This is a genomic window from Thermosporothrix sp. COM3, from assembly GCF_059696735.1.
On the sequence record NZ_AP019376.1, the window covers coordinates 1 to 20,297 of the forward strand.

21 protein-coding genes are annotated in these 20,297 nt (G+C 55.7%); 14 read left to right on the top strand and 7 right to left on the bottom strand.

What is annotated here, in order from left to right:
* The first annotated feature begins 844 nt into the window (after positions 1–844).
* The 4 genes from KTH_RS00005 to KTH_RS00020 all read left to right on the top strand — a co-directional run bounded on the left by KTH_RS00005 (position 845) and on the right by KTH_RS00020 (position 3,686).
* Positions 845–1,837, top strand: coding sequence for a hypothetical protein (locus KTH_RS00005; protein WP_497615647.1), 993 nt, complete (start codon positions 845–847; stop codon positions 1,835–1,837).
* Between the two features lie 483 nt (positions 1,838–2,320).
* Positions 2,321–2,548 carry a hypothetical protein gene (locus KTH_RS00010; protein WP_497615648.1) on the top strand — a complete coding sequence of 76 codons (228 nt, stop codon included), beginning with the start codon at positions 2,321–2,323 and terminating at the stop codon, positions 2,546–2,548.
* A complete protein-coding gene (locus KTH_RS00015; protein WP_497615650.1) occupies positions 2,548–3,522 on the top strand; it encodes an MvdC/MvdD family ATP grasp protein in 975 nt (324 codons plus the stop codon). Before KTH_RS00010 ends, KTH_RS00015 begins: the two co-directional genes overlap by 1 nt.
* Positions 3,519–3,686: a hypothetical protein gene (locus tag KTH_RS00020; protein ID WP_497615652.1), complete on the top strand. Its 168-nt coding sequence runs from the start codon at positions 3,519–3,521 to the stop codon at positions 3,684–3,686. Before KTH_RS00015 ends, KTH_RS00020 begins: the two co-directional genes overlap by 4 nt.
* Positions 3,687–3,703: 17 nt before the next feature.
* Here KTH_RS00020 and KTH_RS00025 read toward each other — a convergent pair whose 3' ends face one another.
* Together KTH_RS00025 and KTH_RS00030 are read right to left on the bottom strand one after the other, a co-directional pair.
* Entirely contained in the window at positions 3,704–4,876 is a 1,173-nt protein-coding gene (locus tag KTH_RS00025; protein WP_497623164.1) for an RNA-guided endonuclease InsQ/TnpB family protein, read from the bottom strand.
* 7 nt (positions 4,877–4,883) lie between these two features.
* Entirely contained in the window at positions 4,884–5,474 is a 591-nt protein-coding gene (locus KTH_RS00030; protein WP_497615653.1) for an IS607 family transposase, read from the bottom strand.
* A gap of 103 nt (positions 5,475–5,577) precedes the next feature.
* Between KTH_RS00030 and KTH_RS00035 the strand changes: the two genes are divergently transcribed.
* Positions 5,578–6,465 (top strand): methyltransferase domain-containing protein, encoded by an 888-nt coding sequence (locus tag KTH_RS00035; protein ID WP_497615655.1) that lies wholly within the window; start codon positions 5,578–5,580, stop codon positions 6,463–6,465.
* A gap of 1,159 nt (positions 6,466–7,624) precedes the next feature.
* Here the strand turns inward: KTH_RS00035 and KTH_RS00040 are convergent.
* A complete protein-coding gene (locus KTH_RS00040) occupies positions 7,625–7,792 on the bottom strand; it encodes a hypothetical protein (protein WP_497615657.1) in 168 nt (55 codons plus the stop codon).
* Positions 7,793–7,829: 37 nt separating this feature from the next.
* Positions 7,830–8,555, bottom strand: coding sequence for a hypothetical protein (locus KTH_RS00045; RefSeq protein ID WP_497615659.1), 726 nt, complete (start codon positions 8,553–8,555; stop codon positions 7,830–7,832).
* An 84-nt stretch (positions 8,556–8,639) separates the two neighbouring features.
* Between KTH_RS00045 and KTH_RS00050 the strand changes: the two genes are divergently transcribed.
* Positions 8,640–9,005 (top strand): hypothetical protein, encoded by a 366-nt coding sequence (locus KTH_RS00050; RefSeq protein WP_497615661.1) that lies wholly within the window; start codon positions 8,640–8,642, stop codon positions 9,003–9,005.
* 404 nt (positions 9,006–9,409) lie between these two features.
* On the opposite strand, the gene KTH_RS00055 is transcribed toward KTH_RS00050, so the two are convergent.
* A complete protein-coding gene (locus tag KTH_RS00055; RefSeq protein WP_497615663.1) occupies positions 9,410–11,095 on the bottom strand; it encodes a S9 family peptidase in 1,686 nt (561 codons plus the stop codon).
* 192 nt (positions 11,096–11,287) lie between these two features.
* Between KTH_RS00055 and KTH_RS00060 the strand changes: the two genes are divergently transcribed.
* From KTH_RS00060 to KTH_RS00085, 6 genes are all read left to right on the top strand, one after another.
* A complete protein-coding gene (locus KTH_RS00060; RefSeq protein WP_497615665.1) occupies positions 11,288–11,458 on the top strand; it encodes a hypothetical protein in 171 nt (56 codons plus the stop codon).
* Positions 11,459–11,525: 67 nt separating this feature from the next.
* Positions 11,526–13,190, top strand: coding sequence for an asparagine synthase-related protein (locus tag KTH_RS00065; protein ID WP_497615666.1), 1,665 nt, complete (start codon positions 11,526–11,528; stop codon positions 13,188–13,190).
* A 68-nt stretch (positions 13,191–13,258) separates the two neighbouring features.
* Positions 13,259–14,167, top strand: a complete 909-nt coding sequence (locus tag KTH_RS00070; protein ID WP_497615668.1) for a lasso peptide biosynthesis B2 protein — start codon at positions 13,259–13,261, stop codon at positions 14,165–14,167.
* Positions 14,168–14,395: 228 nt separating this feature from the next.
* Entirely contained in the window at positions 14,396–14,896 is a 501-nt protein-coding gene (locus KTH_RS00075) for a helix-turn-helix domain-containing protein (protein WP_497615670.1), read from the top strand.
* A 74-nt stretch (positions 14,897–14,970) separates the two neighbouring features.
* Entirely contained in the window at positions 14,971–15,702 is a 732-nt protein-coding gene (locus KTH_RS00080) for an integrase core domain-containing protein (RefSeq protein WP_497615672.1), read from the top strand.
* Positions 15,703–16,456: 754 nt separating this feature from the next.
* Entirely contained in the window at positions 16,457–16,738 is a 282-nt protein-coding gene (locus KTH_RS00085) for a hypothetical protein (protein ID WP_497615674.1), read from the top strand.
* A gap of 159 nt (positions 16,739–16,897) precedes the next feature.
* Here the strand turns inward: KTH_RS00085 and KTH_RS00090 are convergent, their stop codons facing one another.
* Together KTH_RS00090 and KTH_RS00095 are read right to left on the bottom strand one after the other, a co-directional pair.
* Positions 16,898–17,128, bottom strand: coding sequence for a hypothetical protein (locus KTH_RS00090; protein WP_497615675.1), 231 nt, complete (start codon positions 17,126–17,128; stop codon positions 16,898–16,900).
* Positions 17,129–17,797: 669 nt separating this feature from the next.
* Positions 17,798–18,067 carry a hypothetical protein gene (locus KTH_RS00095; RefSeq protein WP_497615677.1) on the bottom strand — a complete coding sequence of 90 codons (270 nt, stop codon included), beginning with the start codon at positions 18,065–18,067 and terminating at the stop codon, positions 17,798–17,800.
* Between the two features lie 760 nt (positions 18,068–18,827).
* On the opposite strand from KTH_RS00095, the gene KTH_RS00100 reads away from it, so the two are divergent.
* Both KTH_RS00100 and KTH_RS00105 read left to right on the top strand, forming a co-directional pair.
* Positions 18,828–19,376 carry a hypothetical protein gene (locus tag KTH_RS00100; protein WP_497615678.1) on the top strand — a complete coding sequence of 183 codons (549 nt, stop codon included), beginning with the start codon at positions 18,828–18,830 and terminating at the stop codon, positions 19,374–19,376.
* A gap of 109 nt (positions 19,377–19,485) precedes the next feature.
* Complete coding sequence (locus tag KTH_RS00105) at positions 19,486–19,980, top strand: hypothetical protein (RefSeq protein ID WP_111323497.1); 495 nt, start codon at positions 19,486–19,488, stop codon at positions 19,978–19,980.
* Positions 19,981–20,297 lie beyond the last annotated feature (317 nt).

The window sequence follows — 20,297 nt, forward strand, 5'->3', positions numbered from 1 at the left end:
GAAAGTAATTCTTTGTGTATGCCCTGTACCGCGGGCCTAATACCCATGTTACTGTCATTGTAGTAGATGACTATATGCTTATCAACGGAACATAATATCTGTTACTGTATTGTAGTATATCCCTGCTCCCGCGACTACCGAGGGAATTGTGTATACAAATACCCTGACCACCTCTGTTTCTAGGACAAAAGTCCCAATATCACCCAGTAACATAGGGCAAGTACCGGTTACACCTGGCTCTATACGGGAACATTCTCGCTATTGCTTCTGTTACTTTTACTAGAAAAGCGGAATGAGCGGTTCCTGGTAACAGGAACATGTGATCTTGGCTCCAAGACAGTAACATATTATTGTAGTAATATCCGACCCCCTGAGCCCCATCAAGCCCAACCTCCCCCTTTCTCCCACCTCTGTGCCGATCGTCGCCTCTCAGGGGTATTTGCACACACCATCCTCAGGGCTGGTGGCCATCCAAACCACAGCAGGTTCTTCGGGTGTCCAAAAATCCTGACCCAGGAGGCTGGCCTTCCAGCAATCCTACCCATTTTGGGCGTCCCGAACGTTTCGACGGTGAAACGCTCAAGCGTTTGGACACCATCGTCACGCGATCCCCCTTACGTGAGCAGCCGAAACGATTGCACTCTCTCCAGGAACAGGGATAATGTTCCCACGAGGTCCCTCCGCCGCATCCTGCTGAGAGACAGACAAAAAGGCTCTTTTTGTCACCACATCCAGCATTTCCCCCCTGCTTTCCCACAGGAGCATGTTCCGATTGGCTTCTTCTCTTTCTGTCCAGTATACTAGAGAAAGGACACAACTCTTTTCAGAGGAGGACGCACGCACGATGAACACATCCCGTCGCATCGAACGCAGCAGAAGCGGGCGCCTGAACTGGCAGCCCCACCAGCCGCATCCGCTCGACATCCTTTTCGAGGATGCCCAGACCGCACAAGAACAGGTCCTGAGCCACCTTCAAGCGCTTCAGGCCACTGCCAGCCAGCTCATGGCACAGCTCACCGCCATCCAGGATCAGGAAGCCAGTGCTCGCCTGGCTCACGCTGAGACAACCGCACTGGAGGCTTTGGAACGCCGCTTCGCCTCGTGCAAACATGCCAAACATCTCAACGCACACTTCCTCACCTTGCGCCGCCAACGCCTCGCCGCACGCCTTCAGGCTGCGCAAGCAGCGCTCGACCTTGCTGCTGAGTTGCTCTCGACGGAAGAAAGCTTCTTCGTCGACCAGCTCGCGACACTTGTTCAGGCCTCCCCCGCGGCTGCGCCCTCGGAGATGACCAAGGACGGAGAGGGCTCAGAGATCGCCTCACCTGGTCCCACAGCACCTTCAGCGCAGGAATTCACCGTGCCCTCTCCAGAAGAACTGGGCTCGGTGGAACTGGCTCGGGCCGCCCTCAATACCTTTGAACGCCGTCTTCCAGCGCTCCGTGCAGCCTTGATCCGGCGCACCGGCCACATCGAGCAGTATAAGGTCTGGAAACGCGCAGGCCTCAAGCCAGCGGTCAAAGCCCTCCTGCAAGCGCTTCAGCGGGCACGCAAAGCAGATCGCTCCCTCGACTCACTTCCCCCATCACTCGTCACCGGCGTCGACCCTGAACTCGCCACATACCTCCTCACACATCGCATCACCACCGCCAGCGCAATCCCCGATGTCTTCCAGCAGGCGGCCTTTGACTTCAAAGCATTTGGGCCATACTGGAATTATCGCTGGAAGGAGGGAACGCATCACTACTGCATCCCACTCTCTCCCAGGCGCGACAACGCCTTCTTCCCCTTCACCCCCAATGCCAGAGCAGGCAGCCGCAAGAGCCCCTCTTCCTGACCACTTACCACCCCTCCTGGCCTCGCAGGACACACGTCTCTCGTGCCGTTGGTTCCGGCTTCATGGGAACATCTCCCTGTTCCGATGAGCCGGGACACAGCGGCACCGCCTTTCCTTCCGCACCGCTCCTCCTTACCAGCTCGCATCCCCTCACGTCTGAGTGCTCTTCCCCCTTCACGGAGGAATCCCTTCCACTCCCTGCCACAACGGCACACCCACCGCCTTTCAGAGCGTCTGCTGCTCGGTCGCCACAGATCCTCTTGGCTTCCCTGCTCCACTGACCCGAGCCAGCGTGGTTCCACCTCAACCACCCCAGACGGCTCAAGCTCATGAGCCGCCTCTGAGAAGAGTCCACAAGCAGTGATTTCCATCAAGCACCCGAGCAGACACAGCATGAACCATAGCATACTTTACGAGATACTCAGAAAAATGATATACTACAAGTATCAGAAGATCTCTTTCCATTCTCAGGAAGGAGTGGGTATGATTCAGCGAGATTTCGAGGCATCTGTGCGCCTGGTCATCCCTGCACACCCTTTTGAGCTGCCTTCACGGCCTTTCGGCCTCCATTTTGCACGGAAAAATGTTGCTGTCCCTCAAGACCTCACCTGCGACAAGGGAACCAAGACGGATGCAGACACAACAGGGGGCGATGGGAGCACACCCAACCCAAACAGCAACGAAGTGCTTGACTGGATGGATGACGACTAATGGCCGTGCTCATTCTTTCTCATGAGCACGATAGTACGGCACACCGTGTTCAGCAACACATTGAGCATCTGGGAGGACAGGCTGTCCTGCTCAATCCCGCCGCATTTCCCCAGAGAATCAGCCTCTCAGCGAGAGTGAGAGAGACCACACCCTGGCAAGGCACCATCCAAACCACGCACGGCCCCCTTCCATTTGATGCCATCACCAGTGTCTATGTGCGTCGTCCCCATCACTATCACATCCGAGAAGGCTACCCTGAAACGGTCGAGCGCTTTCTGGAAAATGAAGCAATGAAGGGCTTTGGAGGCATCTTGCGCAGCCTGTCATGTCTCTGGATGAACGACCTGGAGGCGATCCGCCGCGCAAGCTTTCAGCCTTTTCAGCTCACACTCGCTGCCTCGCTCGGGTGGCATCTTCCCGATACGCTCATCACTAATGATCCAGAGGCCTTTCTGGCTTTCTGGCAGCAGCAAGAAGGACGAGTTATCTATAAGCCACTCCATGGCAATTTCTTTCCTGGAGGCGGACACACCTACTATACCATTTACACCAGCCTGGTTGGGGAGGAACTCCTTTCCCAACGAGAAGGCATCCGCGAGACGGCTCACCTCTTTCAGGCAGACATTCCCAAGTGCTATGAGATTCGGGCGACCGTCATTGGAGAAACCGTCCTCGCTGTGGGCATCGATTCACAACGGGCTCACGCTTCCCGGCAAGACTGGCGTGCCTCCTATCAGGATTTACGCTACTGGGTTGAACCATTGCCTCGGGAAGTTGAGCAGCGCTGCATCGCTTTGACACAAGCGCTTGGCCTGCTCTATGGAGCTCTTGATCTCATCGTCACCCCTTCAGGGGACTTCATCTTCCTGGAAATCGACCCCAATGGACAATATGGCTGGCTTGAAACTGAAACGGGGTTGCCCTTTTCTCGCACCATCGCCACCGTCTTGCTTCGTGGAGGGAATTCAGCATGACACACACCGCTCACTCGAGCAGTCAGCTTGTCGAGGAGATTGAGCGCTCAACTCCTCTTTCGCCTGCACTCCGCGCCGCCTTTTTGCACGTCTCGCGGGCTCACTTTGTTCCTTCGTACCTGGTGCAGGAAGCTCCCGGCGTCTGGAAAGAACAGTTCACCTAAGCAATGACAAATATTGCTCAGTATGTGGGTAAACCCACTGGACGGACTGCCACGCCCTCTATCCCCTGCCCGAAGGAGTTAGGGATTGCTTTTCTCAGGATGTTATAGCTCCCGTTCACGTCCGCATGGATACGGCGTCCATTGGAGGCACGGAACAAGCCCCGTTTCACCCGTTTGCCTACATAGTGCTCATGGTGGCAGATCGGCTCAAGATCGAGGAAGCTGCACTTGCTGGTGTGACTTTCCTCGGCCACGATCACCCGTATGCCGACTAGCTTGGCCTTGTAGCTGAGCATTTCGATGAAGCGTGCATGTGGGATGCTCACAAAGTTCTGGTTGGTGCGTTTGCCCAGGTTGATCTCCTGTTTCCAATTCGGGTTCTTGCCGATCACCAACGTTCCGATGCCCTCTTCGACGAGATGTTCGATAATGCGGTGACTCTGCGTATGCAGGTAGTGATTGATCTTGCGGGTTCGCTTATCCGTCAACCGTTCGAGACGTGGACTGGTTCCACGATTGCCTAATTTGCTTTGAAGCTCAGCACGCCGCTTATTGTAGTACTGGTTGATCGACTTGAGCGGACGCCCATTCACAAGACGCGGCCGAAAGCCTGGCTTGTTGGAAGTTAGCGCGGCTAAGTGATCTAACCCGATGTCAATAGCGGCCACAAGAGCAGGGTCAACGTTTGCCTGGGCTTCTTCCTTCTCATAGACGACTTCCACCACATAATGATTGCCACGTGGCACAATGCGAACCTGTACCACGTTCTGCTGTTTCGTCTCGATGAGGATGCCAAGCTGAGACGGGACAACCATTCCCCGCTTCAATGAGGGCTTGGAGAGTGCCTGAATATCGTAGACGAGGATGTTGCGCCCGTCTTTCTCTTTGTACTTGGGCAATTTCGGACGGCCTAAGAACTTGGATGGGTCCTCTTTCCATGCTTTCATCGCCTTGAAGAAAGACTTCCAGTTCTTATCAAGCAGACGAAGGACATCATTGGAGACTTTGCGAGGAAGAGCCTGATATGCCTCGTGAGTCTTGATCTGGTGGAAGATGGCCGCATAGTTCAAGTAGACGCCCTCATGAATGAAGGACTGTCGAATGAGATAGTTAGCAGCATTGTACAAGTTCTTGGAGGCAAAAGCTGCCGCATCGATAGCTTGCCAACGCTCATCATTCTGGCTAATGATATGCTGCTCAACTCATCTCATCGGTGTCCTCCTTTGCCTGTAATTCCTGTACCAGCCGCTCGGTCTTCCGTTTGGCACGGCGTTGGCCGTAGAGTCTTGCGCACAGCGAGTACACGATACTGGCTAAATCCTGTATCAGGTCCTCTTTATCATTCTCTGCCACATTGACGACTTCAAGAGTTCGCCCTTGCGTCTCTAAGAGTGTCTCAATGTAGCGAAAGCCGAAGCGAGTCAAGCGGTCCTTGTGTTCTACCACAATCCGTGTGATGCTCGTATCCTTGAGCAGACTCAGCAACTTAGGGCGGCTATCATTCACGCCTGATGCAATTTCCTTGACCACTTGTGCCACCTGATAGCCTCTCACGGTACAATACTGAGAAAGGCGTTCGGCTTGCCGTTCCAGGTTCTCCTTGTGCTCAGCCGATGAGACGCGAGCATAAATGGCAACCTTCTCAGGACGGGAATGTTCCGTCTCTCCCTCGGTCACGATAATGGTTCCAGAGGGAGCCTGATAGCCTTTGATCTGTCCTGCTTGCCACCAGCGAAACGCCGTTCGGTAGCTAATGCCTTGTTGTTTAGCATACTGACTTAACTTCATACAGAGATTGTAGCATAAATGGTGCTATTTGTCAATATATGACGTTAATTCTTAGGAACGTTCCTCACACCGAGACCTGGAAACCATCTTCAGCGATCGCCCCTTGATTACCAAAGTCAACAGAGACGGCCATCCCTGCTCATCCAGCAGTCAGCCCTCCATTATGGCAGGGATGATCGAGGCGCTCTCGCTCAAAAAAGGGATGCGGGTCCTGGAGATTGGCACCGGAACTGGCTACAATGCTGCCCTGCTTGCTCTGTTGACCGAGCAAGAGATCCGCTCGCTTGACATCGATGCTGAGCTCGTCACCCAGGCACAGCAGCGGCTCCGTCAGGGAGGCTATCGAGTGCAGGTTCTCGTCGGCGACGGGCACAACGGCTCTCCTGATGGAGCTCCCTATGACCGCATCATCGCGACGGGAGCTGTTCACGCTATTCCAGCAGCTTGGCGTGACCAACTTGCCGAAGGGGGGATTCTGGTCTGTCACCTGCAAGGATCGCTCGCCACGCCCTTAGTTCGCCTGGTCAAACACACAGGGTATGTGGCCGGCACCTGCCTCGCGACACCTGGCTTCTTTCTGCTGTTGCAACATGCGCCCACGCCTCCCTGGGGACAACGCCTTCCCTGGCAAGCGTATGATCGTCTCCCTGTGAGAGAGGAGGCTCACACCACCCTCGATCTTCCAGCACTCCTTCAAGGCGATGCGGCTTTTCGGCTTTTTGTCGAATGTGCTCTGCCAGGTCTCTCTCTCGCCTATCGCTTTCAGCAGGAACACCAAAGACTCCTCACCTGTTTGCGACACGGGCAAACACTCCTGACGTTTCTGCCGGAACCAGGGGGATATCTCGTTCAGGTTCGAGGAACCATTCCGCTCTGGAGCCACCTCCTTGCCGCCAGTGACGCGTGGCATCAGCAAGGGAAGCCCTCGCTGCACCAGTATACCGTCAGGATCACGCAAGACGGGTTCCCTCTCTATGCGAGAGAGCGGTGACCCCACCCGAGAGCATCCCACAAGGCTGCAAAGCAAGCCCCTTGAAGGGGGTGAGAGGCCACTCGTACGAGCATGCCAGGCATCGGCAACCAGGGAAGACCTGCTCAAGCAGAGGCACGCCCTGGTTGCCGATGAGGCTGGTGCAAGAACCTGAAGCACGTTCGCTGCCCGTGCCATCTGAGCGAAGAGCACCAGACGAAGCGTGCGGCTCCCCTGCTGGTGCGAACCCACACGCAAGAGGGGGGTTGCCGATGAGCGCCACGAGTGCGCGTCGCACTCCTCTGGCCCCGATGCGCAGGTATCACGGGCAGGGAATGACGCTTGAAGGAAGGGAGATGAACCTGCTTCATGCTCGGTGCTTGCGGTCCCACCGCACTCCCTTCAAAACACGGCAACGGCCGTTCTCACACGGCATGGGCAGTGCGTTTGGGAGGTTCCATCCACCTTTCTCCCTTCAAGAAGCACCGAAGCCTCTTCCTTGCATCAGGCTTTAATCCTCAACAGCCCCAATGAGCCGTGACACCGCTTCATCTGCACAACACAGTGCATGTTCACTGTGTTCAAGCTTCGCGTGACCGTGTACGTTCACTGTGTTCAAGGCCCCTCAATCACCCTCATCAGCCATTGCCATCCGTGTTCTGGGTTCTCTCGCGTTGGCTTCGCAGGAGCTGCCGCACATCGTCTGCACGAACCGCTTTGAAGAGACCCCTTTTTGACGCGTTGTTCCATCACTCAAACCAGAAGAGACCTTTCCCGCCGCTGAAGCAGTCCCCGCCTCTTGCTGCGCTTTTCTGCACGAACCTCATACGCACCCAGTCAGCCCATCAGGTTCGCGCAGGAGCACGAGACACGTTCAACAACGGTGCCTACACGGGCAACTTCCTGGGAAGCAAGCGGAGAGAGGGAGAGTCTTGGCAGGATGAGAGGTCGCGTGGACATTCTTTCAGCATGTCTGGGCACACGGGTAATCTCTGCGCAGGTACCGCGAGCGTGTGATTGCGGTTGAAGGAAGGGAGATGAGCCACCTCATGCTCTGCATTCTGGGATTCGCTCCAGAGCGCTCTCATCAAAGCACTACAACGATCATGCTGCACCCTGCACGGGCAAGGGGCTTCCTCCCGGAGCGCTTCCCGCAAAACACAGCACCAACGAGAGCGCATCACTTCTTCCCAAAGGGCCACCAGGGGATACGGACCTTATCGGTGTCTGGTCCTTCATCATCCTCTTTGCCTGGATTCGATGAAGGAATCAAACCAGCATCAGCATGCTCGTCAAATTCAGGGTCATTGAACACCATCTCTTCGAGATCATCAAGATCTTGCTGCATCTTCTCTTTCTTTTTTTTCTCATCATCCTCCTCATCCTCATCCTTGCCCCAGCCAAAAAACCACAGGACCATATGCTCCCTCCATGTCCTTCAACAGACAGCTTTCCAACTGGGTCCATGAGGGCAAAACGCCTACTGGAACCCGGCTGACAAATGAAGACGGAAGACGCTCAGGTAACGCTTCATACCCAAAGGCCAGCAATCCCATGCGCCGATACAACGAAACCGCAACCTCCTTCTGCTCTCCCACAAGACGCTTAAAACTACGGATCAGATCGGGCACCCGATCATCAATAAACACGACTGGCTCCCTGGACGCTGCCTGCATGAAGACTGCAACATATTTGTCATGATAGTGCGCACAGGGAAAGAGCCGCTCCGCAGCAGGAAATCCATGGCGCTTGAGCCACTGAGAGGTTCGCTCCCAACTCTCACCCCTTCGGCAGGTAATATAGGCAACCGTTCCAAGCGTTGCAAGCGTCTTGACGCCTTCGACGGCTCCCGGAAGAGGGACCAGCCCTTCCTGAACTTCAGCGTCATGTTGCGCTTGCTTGAGGGCCCCTCTCCAGAGCTGTTCTGCATCCGGTTCTCTCCTCACAAAGGCTTCGACCTCAGGCAGACAAAAAAGGTCCGCGAGGGTCTCTATCTGTTCGAGCACCTCATCCCTCATCCCAAGATGCAACATCCGATTGAGATACCGCGCATACCCACGATCCCGTTCGTCATGCGCAATCGTTCCATCAATATCAATGGCGAAGAACATGCTTTTCCCTCTCCTTCTTCTCATCTTCAGTATACCATGTTTTCTGCAGCAAGACAAAGCAGTATCGCGTTCTCCCTCACACGTATGGCACTCCCTCTCTCCGCACGTCTGCATGGATCTTTCACCTTTCCTTGCACTCCTCGCTCTCGGCCGCCTGCTTCGGCAATCCCTTCCGTTCCCCTCACCGGCCCCATCCTTATTGACGAGCGACTCTACTCCGTGGGGGTGGCTTATGCCGGGCAGTTCGTCACGGTGCTGCTGCGAGCCGCGAGCCGTTCCTTCGAGATCTGGTGGGATGGCCGGCTGCTCAAAAAGGTGCCGATCAAGGGACTGGTGGGCGAAGCGATGCCCCTGAACGCCTTTGTGGCCTTCATGCGTACACAAGCGGTCGCTGAAGAGCGCAAAGCCAGGCAGCACGTCGTGACTCGTCGGCTCTTTCCTTCCGCATGAGGCGGCTGTGAGCAGGGAAGGAGGCGGCTGTGGGAACCCGGGACTTTTTTTCTTTCTGCCTCTGGTTTCCTTCCTCTTTTGCTCTCAGATGTCCCTTTTGCAAGCGATGTCAGCGTCCTTCTCCTCTCAAGGAAGGCCCTGGCTCGTGGGTGAGGGGGGGGTGCCCGAGCGTTCACGATCTGCTCGATCCTTGCCACTCACGATGGCGATGAATCATACACGACCGGTTGTGCCTCTTTTTTCTTTCTGTGCTCATGAAGGCGTTTTTTCCTCAGACGAGCAAACATCGTCCCTCCCCGCTGATATTTCGCCTGGGCCCTTGCCTCCCACGCCGCTTCACACCCACACAAGCGCTCCAGCCAACGCAGCTCACCACGCGCCTCCAGGCAGAGCCACGACTCGCTTCAGCAATATTGCCTCAGAAAACACAGCAATCGTTCGCAGCAGACGTGCGTATACTGAGGCAATCCATGTCCCGCATCCGCAAAGACATGCACGTCACAGACTCTTCCCAGCCCTGTCAGCTGCTCCTTGACGGACTGCACTTCTTGCACCGTTGAGGTGCTATCATGCGCTCCATGCAAAATCAGGACAGGGGCCTGAAGCTGCTTGATCTGAGCAAGGGGAGAACGTGCATCAAGCCAGGCTTCACTGAAACGAGACACGGCTTTCATTGGAGCTGCCATCCGCTGAATCTCCCTCGCGTCCCAGATCCCCCAGAGTGAGGCTCCGGCAGCCCACAGAGACGGGTACTGGGTCAGGGCGAGAAGGGCCAGATATCCACCATAGCTGTATCCCGCAATCGCAATGCGATGAGAAGGAATACCAAGGTGCTCAACGAGGTAGGGGTGACCACTCACGACATCCAACAGATCCCGTTCACCTCGCTGCTCAGGAGGCAACTGTTCCCATATCGGCCCATGCCCTATCGATCCCTGATAGTCGGGGGCAAGCACCAACCAGCCCGCATCCACAAGCGCCCGGACAGAGGGATCAGAGAGACTGGTCTGACTATGAGGACCTCCGTGGACCCAGATCACCGCTTTTTTGTCATCGGCTGGCCCCTGCGGGCCAAAGAGCAACGCAGGGATCACGCGACCCGTTGCATCAGCATACTGGATCCGTTGCGCGCGCAGGGGGGCAACCGAGGGGGACCGAAAACAGACCAATTGTTTGAACGTCGGCACCGGCTCTTTCTCAAAAAGCCAGAGACGCGAGCGCATCGTATCCAGCAAGACCAGGCGTGATCCCTGGTGCGCCCACTGCGGCGCGGTATATGGATAGGCTTCGACGCCATCTGGCTCGGGCAGAGCAACACTCCAGAGGCGCTCTCCAGAGGGCAAGAGCCCCACCAGGCTGGTTTGATTTTCGATATAGGTGATTTCCCCCTCAGGCGACCAGCTCGGACCACGCGCATCTTCATCCTCTGCTGAGAGTGGCTCCACGTGGAACGAGTTGAGGTCAAGAAGCCCAATCTGTCGGATACTGTAAGAGCCATATTCAAAGAGCAGCTTGGTCCCATGACAACACCGCGGATACAGCAACGTCTTCTCATGGTGCGTCAAACGGTGTTCCTGCCGCGTTACCAGATCAACCACCCACAGATCAGGAGGACGATAAAAAAGGAGCTTCCTGCCACACGGGGTGAACTGAGGTAACGACCCTCCCCCGGTCGTCTGCTGCACCAACTGCCTGCTGGCAAGCTGGAAGGTCATAATTTGTGGATGGTCCCGACGAGGTGGCCCATGAAAGCAGGCACATGCCAGCGCCGTGCCCTCAGGGTTCCAGGTTGGCCAGGTAATATGTTGCCCGGGCTGGGAAAGCAGAACTTCTGCTCCATTTTCGGTGATGAGCAAGAGGTCGGTTGATGCCTGGCTTGAACGCTCACCACTGCATACCAGCATGGTTCCATCAGGTGACCAACTTACGGCCTGGCCAGCAACCGGTAACTCCATAGATTTGATCCACTGCCCGCTTTCCACCTCCACCCAACTGAGCAAAGACCGCTTGCCCGTCCTTGTTGTCAATGCAACGCTCTTCCCATCCGGTGAAAGCGCAAAACCATAGATCTGTGCTGTCTCCTCAAACATACTCCTCTCCTTCCCATTGAGCAAACGAGGTGCAGACCGATCAAGACTGTCTCGTTTCTATCCTATCTCATGAAAAATCCTGTCGCAAGAGCACATTTTATGAAAAGCGCATTTGACATGAAAGCAGAGAAAATGGTAATCTCTTTGTAGCATTTGTGAGAAGTTGTTTTATCAGAAGAGAGGAGAGGAAATATGTCTTTTCTTCCCAAAAAGACGTCTGAAAAGGACCTCAAGCAGCGCGTCTCCCGGCTCAGAAAGCCGTTTGAGACTCCCATCATTCAACGAGCGGGAACCATTCAACCCGTCACAGGGCAGGACGGCGATACTGATACCTACGACGCCTGGGATACCAAGCGAAAATAAACGCTGTGGAGGAAGGGAGCTCATTGCATTCCTTCCTCTCCCTTTTTTCTCGAAGGAGAACGCAAGGATGACACTGGCAACACAGTATGTCGGCTTTGACGGCCATCTTCAACGCGATCAGCTTTCCCTTTTTCAGTATCGCCATGCCGTTCGGTCAACCACGTTTCGTCAGGGAACCTCATTGCGCACGGTTGTGCAGTGGCTACGACATGCTGAAGACTTCCCTCTCTGTGCTTCACCATACACACAACAGGACCTCGTCTTGTTTGCCGGTTTCTTCCCTGATCTCTCATCGTCAAGGATTGCCTCCCTGATCTCTCACCTGAAGCAGGGTCGCTATCACGAGGTAGCACACCTCCCAGGGGAAGGAGTTGGCTGTCTCCTCTCTCCTGGGCGTCTCTTTCTCTTCAAAAGCCTTACCTCAAACGAGAATATTTTTTACCGGGTCACGCCTCAGATCGTGCGCTGGTCAACGAATCCACTGGACCTGGTGGATGGGGTTCAAGATCTTGATGAAGGAGCGATTCGTCACTGTTGTCGAGGAGAAAACGTCTTTCTCTACCGAGATCTTCACGTCGTTCCTGCTGGCCAGCTTGTCGTTATCGAGCAAGAGCGTGTACATACCCTTCCATTTGATCACGTCACCCCGTTTTCGTGTCCTGCTCGGATGAGTCTGGATGCGTGGGCGCAATGGAGCCGTCAGCTTCTGCTCCAGGCCGTGCAGCCACTTGTCTCTGTCGGTCGAATTGGCATCCTCTTGAGTGGCGGGATTGACTCCTCCGCTATCGCTGCCGCCCTCACGCTGGCCGGAGCGAACGTCACGGCCTACCACTTCTCTTTTGCCGATCCAGATGCCAGTGAGGAACGGTTTGCACGCGCTCTTTGCCAACGCTTAGGCATTCCTCTCGTTGCGGTTCCTGTCAATACTGGCGATCAAGACTATCTCTCCGCGTCCTGGGATATGCCTCATCCCTATAGTCATCCCGGATATATCTGGATGCTGCAGGTAGCAAAACAGCTGCACCAGGATGGTATCACGCTGCTTGCCACCGGTCGTGGGGGTGACACCCTGTTTGCTCCTGCCACCTATGGCCTCTCTGCTGTCCTCCGATCACCGATTTCGTTGCGCGAGAAAGGGAGGATGCTGCTTGGCGCATTAACGACCGATTGGTCAACGACAGCCCTGCTTCGCAGCCTCCACCCAGCCTTTCCGGTTGTCGGCAAAACCAGTATGCGGCTTGAACAGGGGCAACAAGAAGATCAACGCCGTCTGCGGCGAGCAGATTTTCTGACGTCAGTCGATGGGGAGGAAGTTCCTGCCATCACACCCGTGGAAGCCGGTGCCTTTTCCCCGCAAGATACTGTTCTTGAGCTCTCTGTTTGGCAACCACATGGAATACGGGTCTGTCATCCGTTTCATCACAAAGCGTTGCTCCGCTTTGGAGCAGCACTTCCAGATGCATATCGTTTGCTCCCCCGAATGGGAGTCAAAATCGTGAAGCCAGTCCTCAAATGGGCCTGGCGACACGACGTGCCGTCAGAGATCATTACCCGCCAATGGGGGAGTTGGTTAGATGCCCCTGCGCAGTCGTTTTGTCTGACGTCTCCTGATCGGCTCCTCGCATGGCTCGCGACGCCTGAGTCGAGCTTGATAAGACGAGGGATTCTTGATCGAGGAAAACTGCTCTCAGTGCTTTCAGATCCACGCTCGATTCGCTCATCCCTCCTATAGCCTGATCAGCAGCGCCATGACTGAGCTTTTTCTTCGTCGATTCGATCAACTCATGAAAGGAGACGGACATGGCTTTCATTGAACTGAAGCCTTCTGTTGGCTTTGATGCTGCTGACGGCGAAGGAGTCCTGCTTGAGAGTCTTCAGGGAACGCTTTATCGCTTGACTCCCAGTGCCACCGATATCCTGACACTCGGATTGCAGGTGACGACGCATGAGGATCTGCTGATAGGACTTGCGTCTCGCTACGATGCTGATCGAGAGACCCTTCAACAGGGCATTCACGCGCTCCTGCACCAGCTGGAGCAGCTTGACCTGCTCCACTCACCAGATCCGCCATTCACGCAACCAGCGTTCCACTCGTGTTTCCCATATCAGCACCAGCCACGCAGGGGGTCAGTGCCTCTTGAAGAGGACTGGGACTTTTTGCTGACAGGAGTCGCAACACCGTCGTCCCTTCCTTCCTTTTCCTGGTGGCAACGTCTCCATGCCTGGCAATCTGCCTTCACAGCTCTACGCCTTCTCCAGGGCGAAGAAAAAGCGCCCTCCCAGTGGAGTGAGCGGGGGTGGCCGGGCTGGAGTCGAGCCCATCAGTATCTGGCCTCGCTGTGGCCTGGAGCGGTCGCGTTCGCCACGTCTTCGCTTCCTGAGATCATCCATCTGGCGCGGCGGGAACTGCTTTTCTGTCACTGTCTGGTCCGACTCATCGCTCCCCAGGCCCTCTGTGTGACGCGCTCAGTCGCTTTCTGCGCTTACTTGTGCCGCGCAGGAATCCCCGCTCACGTGACGATCGGGAGAGATCGCTTTGCCAAAAATGAGCGCTTTGAATTCCACGCCTGGGTCGAAGTGGATGGCGTGGTCGTGAATGATATTCCAGAAGTGGCAACAGGTTACTCGCCGCTCGTGCGGATCCCCATCGTGCACCCTCCCTCACACGCCGCTTCCCGCCCGCTTCAAGCGGGGAAACACACGGCATGACCCGCTCAAACCAGCTCAACGACCAGGTCAGCGCTATGAGGCCAAGCAAGAACGTCTGCAACACGTTCATTGTACGATTTACCGCCTTTGACACGGCGCGGTTTCCTGTGCCGCGTGCAAAACCGAGCCTCCAAGCAGGAGGGATCGAGATGGGAGTTTGCGGCCAGCCTCTCCAGGCGGTACACTGAAGCAGGGTTGTTTCGTGCCTGAACCTGGATGGAGGTGTACATGGAAGCCTTGTGGCTCCAGCAGCGCGCCATGATCCGGCATCTGCTGCGCCAGCATCCCGACTGGACGCTTCAACAGATTGCCGACGCGGTGGGCTGCTCGACCAGCATGGTCAAAAAGTGGCGTGACCGCTTTGCGCACGCCGCCTCAAATGATCTCTCGGTGCTCTTCTCTCGTCCCCGCTTGCCCCGCCAGCCCCGTCGCTCACGCTTCTCCCAGCGCGTGAGAAGCCGGCTCCTGGAGCTACGCGAACAGCCACCGGATGGCTTGCAACGGGTGCCTGGCCCTCGCACCTTGCTCTTCTTCCTGCACCGTGATCCCGAGCTGACCGACGAGTCGCTCCCTCGTTCCAGCCGCACGGTCTGGCGCATCTTGCGCGAAGAAGGCGTGCTCGTGGCGGCAGAGCCGCCTCAGCAGCAGCCCTGGCCGCCGCGTGAGCCACTGGAGGAAGTGCAGATCGATGCGCAAGGATGCGGGTCTTTCGCCAACGGAAGCCGATGAAAAGCGGGCGCATGTGGTCGAAGTGCTCAACTTTGTCGATGTGGGTACCTCCCTGCTGCTGGAAGCGGTCGTGCGTGACGACTTTCATGCGGCATTCGGCCTTTGAGGCGGTGGTGGCCTTCTTGCAGCGGTACGGTTTGCCTCGCATGCTCACCTTTGATCGTGATCCCAGATGGGTTGGCTCGGCTTCGGGGCGGGATTTCCCCTCCGTCTTGTCCCGCTTTCTGCTCTGCGTGGGCGTGCAGCCCAACGTCTGCCCGCCACAGCATCCTGAACGCAACGGGTATGTGGAGCGGTACCACCGCTCGTTCAAGGAGGAATGCTTGCAGGTGCAGCGGCCTCAGACGCTCTCGGAGGTGCGTGAGGTGACGGCAGCGTATCTGCGCCATTACAACGAGCAGCGGCCCCATCAGGGACGCGCCTGTGGCAATCGCCCTCCCCGCGAGGTCTTCCCGAGCCTGCCCCAGCGGCCCAGGCTGCCAGAGCAGGTTGATCCTGATGCCTGGCTGCATGCGATGAATGGGCGAGCCTTTGTGCGACGGGTCAAGGCGGATGGCCGCATGATCGTAGAACATCAGCCCTCCTACGTGAAACAAGCGTTGGCGGGGCAGACGGTCGCGCTGGTGGTTGAGGCCCACACCCGCCAGTTTGCCATCATGCAGGGCAGCACGCTGCTGAAGCGGGTTCCCATCAAAGGGCTGATCGGCACACCCCTGCCGCTAGCGCAGTTTCTTGAGCATATGGGCGAGTTGGCACGCTCGCAAGACCGCCTGCGCCGGCTCCAGCAGCGGGCAGCACGCGCCTAGCCCAAGCACCTGCGGGGGCGAGCAGGGGCATCATGCGCGCTGGAACGTCTGGACGCTTGCTCTGTGCTGCCTCCTTGCTTGCTTCTGCCTTCCCTCTCTTCCCTCTTCTGGTGTTCCTGCCTTCTTGCTCCTCCTTCTGCTTGCTTGCTGTGCACGCGGCACAGGAAACCGCCTGGTGTCGAAGGCGGTAAACTATACACGTTCATCGCCAAAGACGATGAACTGAAAAGGAATGGCTTGGAGAGCGCGACGAGAGGACAACGATATTGGACGTCACCAGGACGCCAGTAAAGCGTTTCACAGGGGAGATGGTTTGCTGACAAAACGCTATGCTTGCTTGCCTGTATAGCGTTTTATTTATAAGACAGCTTGACAGGAAACTGTGAAGACGCTCTGGAAGGAAGCTGGTAAAACAGGAAGACGTTTTACAGGTAAGGAGATTTACCAGCTTAGAGCTTTACCAGGAAGACAGCAAGTCGACTTCCCGGTAAAACAGGAAGACGGCAAACTGGCTCACCATCTTACCATGAAAACCTCTTGCGAGTAAGAAGCTAAAGCGGTAAAGCGATTTCCTGGTTTCCTTCCTTACCAGCAAGCAGATGACGTGAATATGTCTGAAACGCTTCAGACATTCCTGGTTTTTGCCTCATGGTTGAAGGGCGGAAGCCGATTTTCCCTGCTTCCAGGTTCACGCCTGTGTTTGCAGTCAAGGACATACTGAACATTGAGAGAGCCGCAACGAAAGGAGAACAGCATGCAGCCAGAATACTATCTGATTGCCCGAAAAAATACCTATGCGGTTGGCCTTGTCGGCATCGGCACCATTCATCTGCTGTATGAGGGGAGCCAAGAAACCGCATCGCGCTCTGTTGAGCAGCTCAAATCCGGCCACATAACACCTGCCGACTTCTGTGACTCTCCCTGGCAAGATGTCCCACTGGATCGGGTTGAGGGCATCTTAGATACCCCGCTCGACCGCCTGGCGCGACGGTTTCGAGATGCGGCCATACGCCAGGAAGAGGAACGAAGGAGGTAAGAGCCATAACGCAAATGCGCCCGACCACGTCGGGGATGCTGCATCATCCCCTGGAGCGGCTCTTCATCCACAGCGTATCCACAATCTTTCCACACTGTTAGCGGAGATAATGCCGCAGCACGACATCGAGGTGATTATGGCAGAGCCCACGCGAGACGCTCAAGGCCGCTTCTTTGTCATAGGAGCCGGGTCGAAGACGGCCTGTGGCTGGCGGGAGTGATCGCCCTGGCACAAGGTGGCCTGACGAAGTTGCAACGGCTCCACGATGCAGAAGGCTCGCTCGATTGGACCTATCACGTCCTTGATAGCACATCCGCGCCTATCAGCATGCCACATGCGCAAAAGGGGCAGCCGCTCACGCAGGCAATTGGTCCGTTGTTTCGCCTCCATTCTCAACGCTCATGCGAGGTATGCCTCTCACGTTCCTCTCGTCTTCTCCGGGCCCTCTCTTGGGCAGCCAGGCCAGCCGTTTTCCCCCGAGGCCTGGAGACGCATTTCTCTACGTCCTTTTGATACCCCCACCTTTAGGATGGGAAGGGATGAGCAAGGAGCAAACGGGGAACACACATGAACAACGATGTGATCCCAGGTCCAGTGAGGGACACACTCAAGGGAGGCACGTGAGGCAGTGTCCCTCTCATGCCTACGAGAAACATTCCATTGCGCGACCTGCTGCTGCTCGTAGCTATCATTACCGTGTGAAGCACTATTCAGGGGGTTCATGATGCAATTCACCTGTCTTATCGCGAGATCCGGCGCCAGCTCCTGGGAAATCTCCTTAGAGAGCTGCTCCCATATGCGCTTTCTAGTCAAAAACACCAGCGCAAACGGTGACAAGCGAGAGAGACGAGGCACAGCCCAACCGGTTGAGCCTCTTTTTTCTTTTTGAGCTCATGAAGGCGGTTTTTCTCAGATACACACACAACGACATCTCACGCCTGGATCGAAGTGGATGGCGTGGTCGTGAATGCTCTTCCGGAAGGAGAAAACAGGCTGCCCACTCCTCGCGCAGATCCCCCTGTAGAGTCAGCTTCTCAGCGACGTAAGATCACTGATTGCTCAAACACGTCCTCCTTCCCCATCATCTCTCAGCCCCGCCCTTCGCAATGACACCAGCAGCCGATCGCAGCAGCAAGGTGTGAGGAACGGTTTCAGGAAACACAGAACACGAGACATTCCCCAAACGTCGAACAGCACGAGTTCCGGCTCTGTTCCGGTTGTTGGAAGCCAGACCCCTTCCTTGAGAACAACGTCTCTTCTCTGGCTCTCACCTTTTGCCAACACGCGCGCGAAAAAAAAGATCTTTTTTTTCACCTCTTCCAGCTCCATTCCTCTCTTCTTCTTCTTAAAGAGTCGAACCACTTTCTGGAAGCTCAAACGGCTTGACAAGCCCTTTCATACCACAAACATCACGCTCTTTTTTCGATGGTGTTTGCGCATCGAAAAAATGGCCTTTTCGAGCTTCATTGGACCTGCATCCTGGCAGACGTGTTCGCCTCAGAGGTGAGCAGAAAGGCTCTTGTCTTCGAAGTACCTTTCTGCCTGAAGCAGTCCTTCAAGAGAGAAAGACCATCTGCACCCTGCCTCTCGCACAACGACGCATTGTTCTCTGGTTTGCTCCTGTGTTTCGATGTCTCAGCACCACCTTCTCACTCCCATCAACTTCATCCTCCTCCCGCTTGACAAGCCACGCTCTGGCTCCTCTTGGGCCACCCCTCCCCCCTCTTTTCTCGTGCCTTTTTTCTTTCTTTTTGCTCTTGTTTTCCCCTCCCCTCTATCCTATACTCTTCCTATACTCGTTCTCTCACTGCTCCTTGCGCTCAAGGAGCCCTCCTCGCACGGGAGCATACGGCGGTCCTTCCGCGAGGACGATGACGCGGGTCCCCCATCAGGACTGCTGATGGCCGGTTTCCTTCACGGTTCTGAAGGAGCGCAGCTCGGATCCCCTGCGCCTGTCTCTGGCGATCCACTTGTCTGAAGAGGAAAGGAGGGAAAAAGCACAAACGTCGTGTCGCTCAGGCACGCGGGGGAATGCATCTAGCCGCCCTTCTTTCCTCTTCTCCTTTTTTGGCAGAAAGGAAAGAAGGATATGAAACGACAGATGATGAACCAGAAAGCCATTGAACGTCATCTCGCCTTGCTCAATGACAAACTGGCAGAAGAGGGAATTAAGGCCTCTATCTTGCTTGTAGGAGGCGCTTATATGGTTAGTGTCGTGCAAAATCGGAAAACGACCCGCGACATTGATGTCTCGATTGCCACCAATCAGGCACACATCTATCGGGCCGTCAAGCACGCTGCTACCGCTATTGCACAGACATACCGGCTGCCGTCTGACTGGTTCAATGATGATGTTACCATTGTCATCGACCAAATCGGACGACCGCAATCCCCTTCGCTCTGGAAGCAATTCTCCCATCTCCGCGTGCTCATTCCTGAAGAGCAGTATATCCTTGCACTCAAACTTTTTGCCGGTCGAGAAGATGACGACCGCGATATCCAGGCCCTCGCCAAACGCTTGCGCATCTCATCCCACGCTCAGGCCTGGGAATTGGTTCAGCGCTATATTCCTCCTCACATGCAAAGCATGCGGCCCCAGGAAATAGCCAATGCCATCGAACGCTGCTTTTCCAAATAAAGCAGTGCTGCTACCAGAGAGAGCGCTTCCCCAGAAGCAGCTCTCTCCCTCTTTTTTTGGGGTATAATAGAAGAGAAGGACACACTGAGAAAGGAGATCACCCCAACCGATGAAAGCACTGCTTCCCTATCCCATCCATCCGGTGTCTCAGATTCCCGAACTCATCGTTCAGGGAGAAGATCCCTGGTATGCGGTGAAATGTTTTCTCCATGACTGGTGGTGTTTCGCTGTCACCCATCGGCAGGAGTTAATCCAAACCCCTCCACCAGTCGGGCAGACACTCACGCAACAGCGATGGGCCGCTTTTTGTGCCGCGATGGTCGAGGAGCTCTGCAATCGGGTTGCGTTCCCTCATCCCTCCTGGATCTTTCAGCCAGAATACATCCTTTCTCGTCGCTGGGTCATCAATCCTTATACTTCCGCTGGCACCCTGGAACCCTTTACTCGCCGCAATATCATCATCAGCAAAACCGTCCTCGATAACAAATACGAGTATGCGGCAGGCCATCAGAAGCGACTCTGGACGGCTGAAGAAATGGAGCAGCTTGAAAAGAGCATCCAGGCAGCACCTCATGCCACCGCTGAGGAGCGCTCTTCTTCTTAGCGTCTCCTCACCACACCGTTCCCCCATTTTCGCTCATTTTCGTTCCTCGTTTTCGATGTCCTATCACCATCGTTTTTCCAGCATGTTCCTCTGCCTCCGCTGGCTTCTCACGCCCATCGCCCCTTCGCCTCACAAGAGCCCCACGAGCAGAAACGGGTGACAAAGAGGTTTTCTTTCCCTACTTGCCTTCTCCCCATCGTCCAGGTATGCTTCTTCATAGAAGATGATCTCCTCCCGCGCAAGGAGTGTGATGCGCGATCCACGCCCACCGGGATGGTACGGTTGGGGCCTGCGTTCTGCCCCAGGTTCTCCGGGCA

What these genes read in the sequence shown, in the direction of transcription:
- KTH_RS00075 (WP_497615670.1), top strand. Translation starts at nt 14,396, where the DNA reads ATGGAAGCCTTGTGGCTCCAGCAGCGCGCCATGATCCGGCATCTGCTG.
- KTH_RS00060 (WP_497615665.1), top strand. Translation starts at nt 11,288, where the DNA reads ATGTCTTTTCTTCCCAAAAAGACGTCTGAAAAGGACCTCAAGCAGCGC.
- KTH_RS00005 (WP_497615647.1), top strand. Translation starts at nt 845, where the DNA reads ATGAACACATCCCGTCGCATCGAACGCAGCAGAAGCGGGCGCCTGAAC.
- KTH_RS00015 (WP_497615650.1), top strand. Translation starts at nt 2,548, where the DNA reads ATGGCCGTGCTCATTCTTTCTCATGAGCACGATAGTACGGCACACCGT.
- KTH_RS00050 (WP_497615661.1), top strand. Translation starts at nt 8,640, where the DNA reads ATGGCACTCCCTCTCTCCGCACGTCTGCATGGATCTTTCACCTTTCCT.
- KTH_RS00055 (WP_497615663.1), bottom strand. Translation starts at nt 11,095, where the DNA reads ATGTTTGAGGAGACAGCACAGATCTATGGTTTTGCGCTTTCACCGGAT.
- KTH_RS00100 (WP_497615678.1), top strand. Translation starts at nt 18,828, where the DNA reads ATGAAACGACAGATGATGAACCAGAAAGCCATTGAACGTCATCTCGCC.
- KTH_RS00105 (WP_111323497.1), top strand. Translation starts at nt 19,486, where the DNA reads ATGAAAGCACTGCTTCCCTATCCCATCCATCCGGTGTCTCAGATTCCC.
- KTH_RS00090 (WP_497615675.1), bottom strand. Translation starts at nt 17,128, where the DNA reads ATGGAGGCGAAACAACGGACCAATTGCCTGCGTGAGCGGCTGCCCCTT.
- KTH_RS00070 (WP_497615668.1), top strand. Translation starts at nt 13,259, where the DNA reads ATGGCTTTCATTGAACTGAAGCCTTCTGTTGGCTTTGATGCTGCTGAC.
- KTH_RS00040 (WP_497615657.1), bottom strand. Translation starts at nt 7,792, where the DNA reads ATGCAGCAAGATCTTGATGATCTCGAAGAGATGGTGTTCAATGACCCT.
- KTH_RS00085 (WP_497615674.1), top strand. Translation starts at nt 16,457, where the DNA reads ATGCAGCCAGAATACTATCTGATTGCCCGAAAAAATACCTATGCGGTT.
- KTH_RS00020 (WP_497615652.1), top strand. Translation starts at nt 3,519, where the DNA reads ATGACACACACCGCTCACTCGAGCAGTCAGCTTGTCGAGGAGATTGAG.
- KTH_RS00065 (WP_497615666.1), top strand. Translation starts at nt 11,526, where the DNA reads ATGACACTGGCAACACAGTATGTCGGCTTTGACGGCCATCTTCAACGC.
- KTH_RS00010 (WP_497615648.1), top strand. Translation starts at nt 2,321, where the DNA reads ATGATTCAGCGAGATTTCGAGGCATCTGTGCGCCTGGTCATCCCTGCA.
- KTH_RS00045 (WP_497615659.1), bottom strand. Translation starts at nt 8,555, where the DNA reads ATGTTCTTCGCCATTGATATTGATGGAACGATTGCGCATGACGAACGG.
- KTH_RS00030 (WP_497615653.1), bottom strand. Translation starts at nt 5,474, where the DNA reads ATGAAGTTAAGTCAGTATGCTAAACAACAAGGCATTAGCTACCGAACG.
- KTH_RS00095 (WP_497615677.1), bottom strand. Translation starts at nt 18,067, where the DNA reads ATGGAGCTGGAAGAGGTGAAAAAAAAGATCTTTTTTTTCGCGCGCGTG.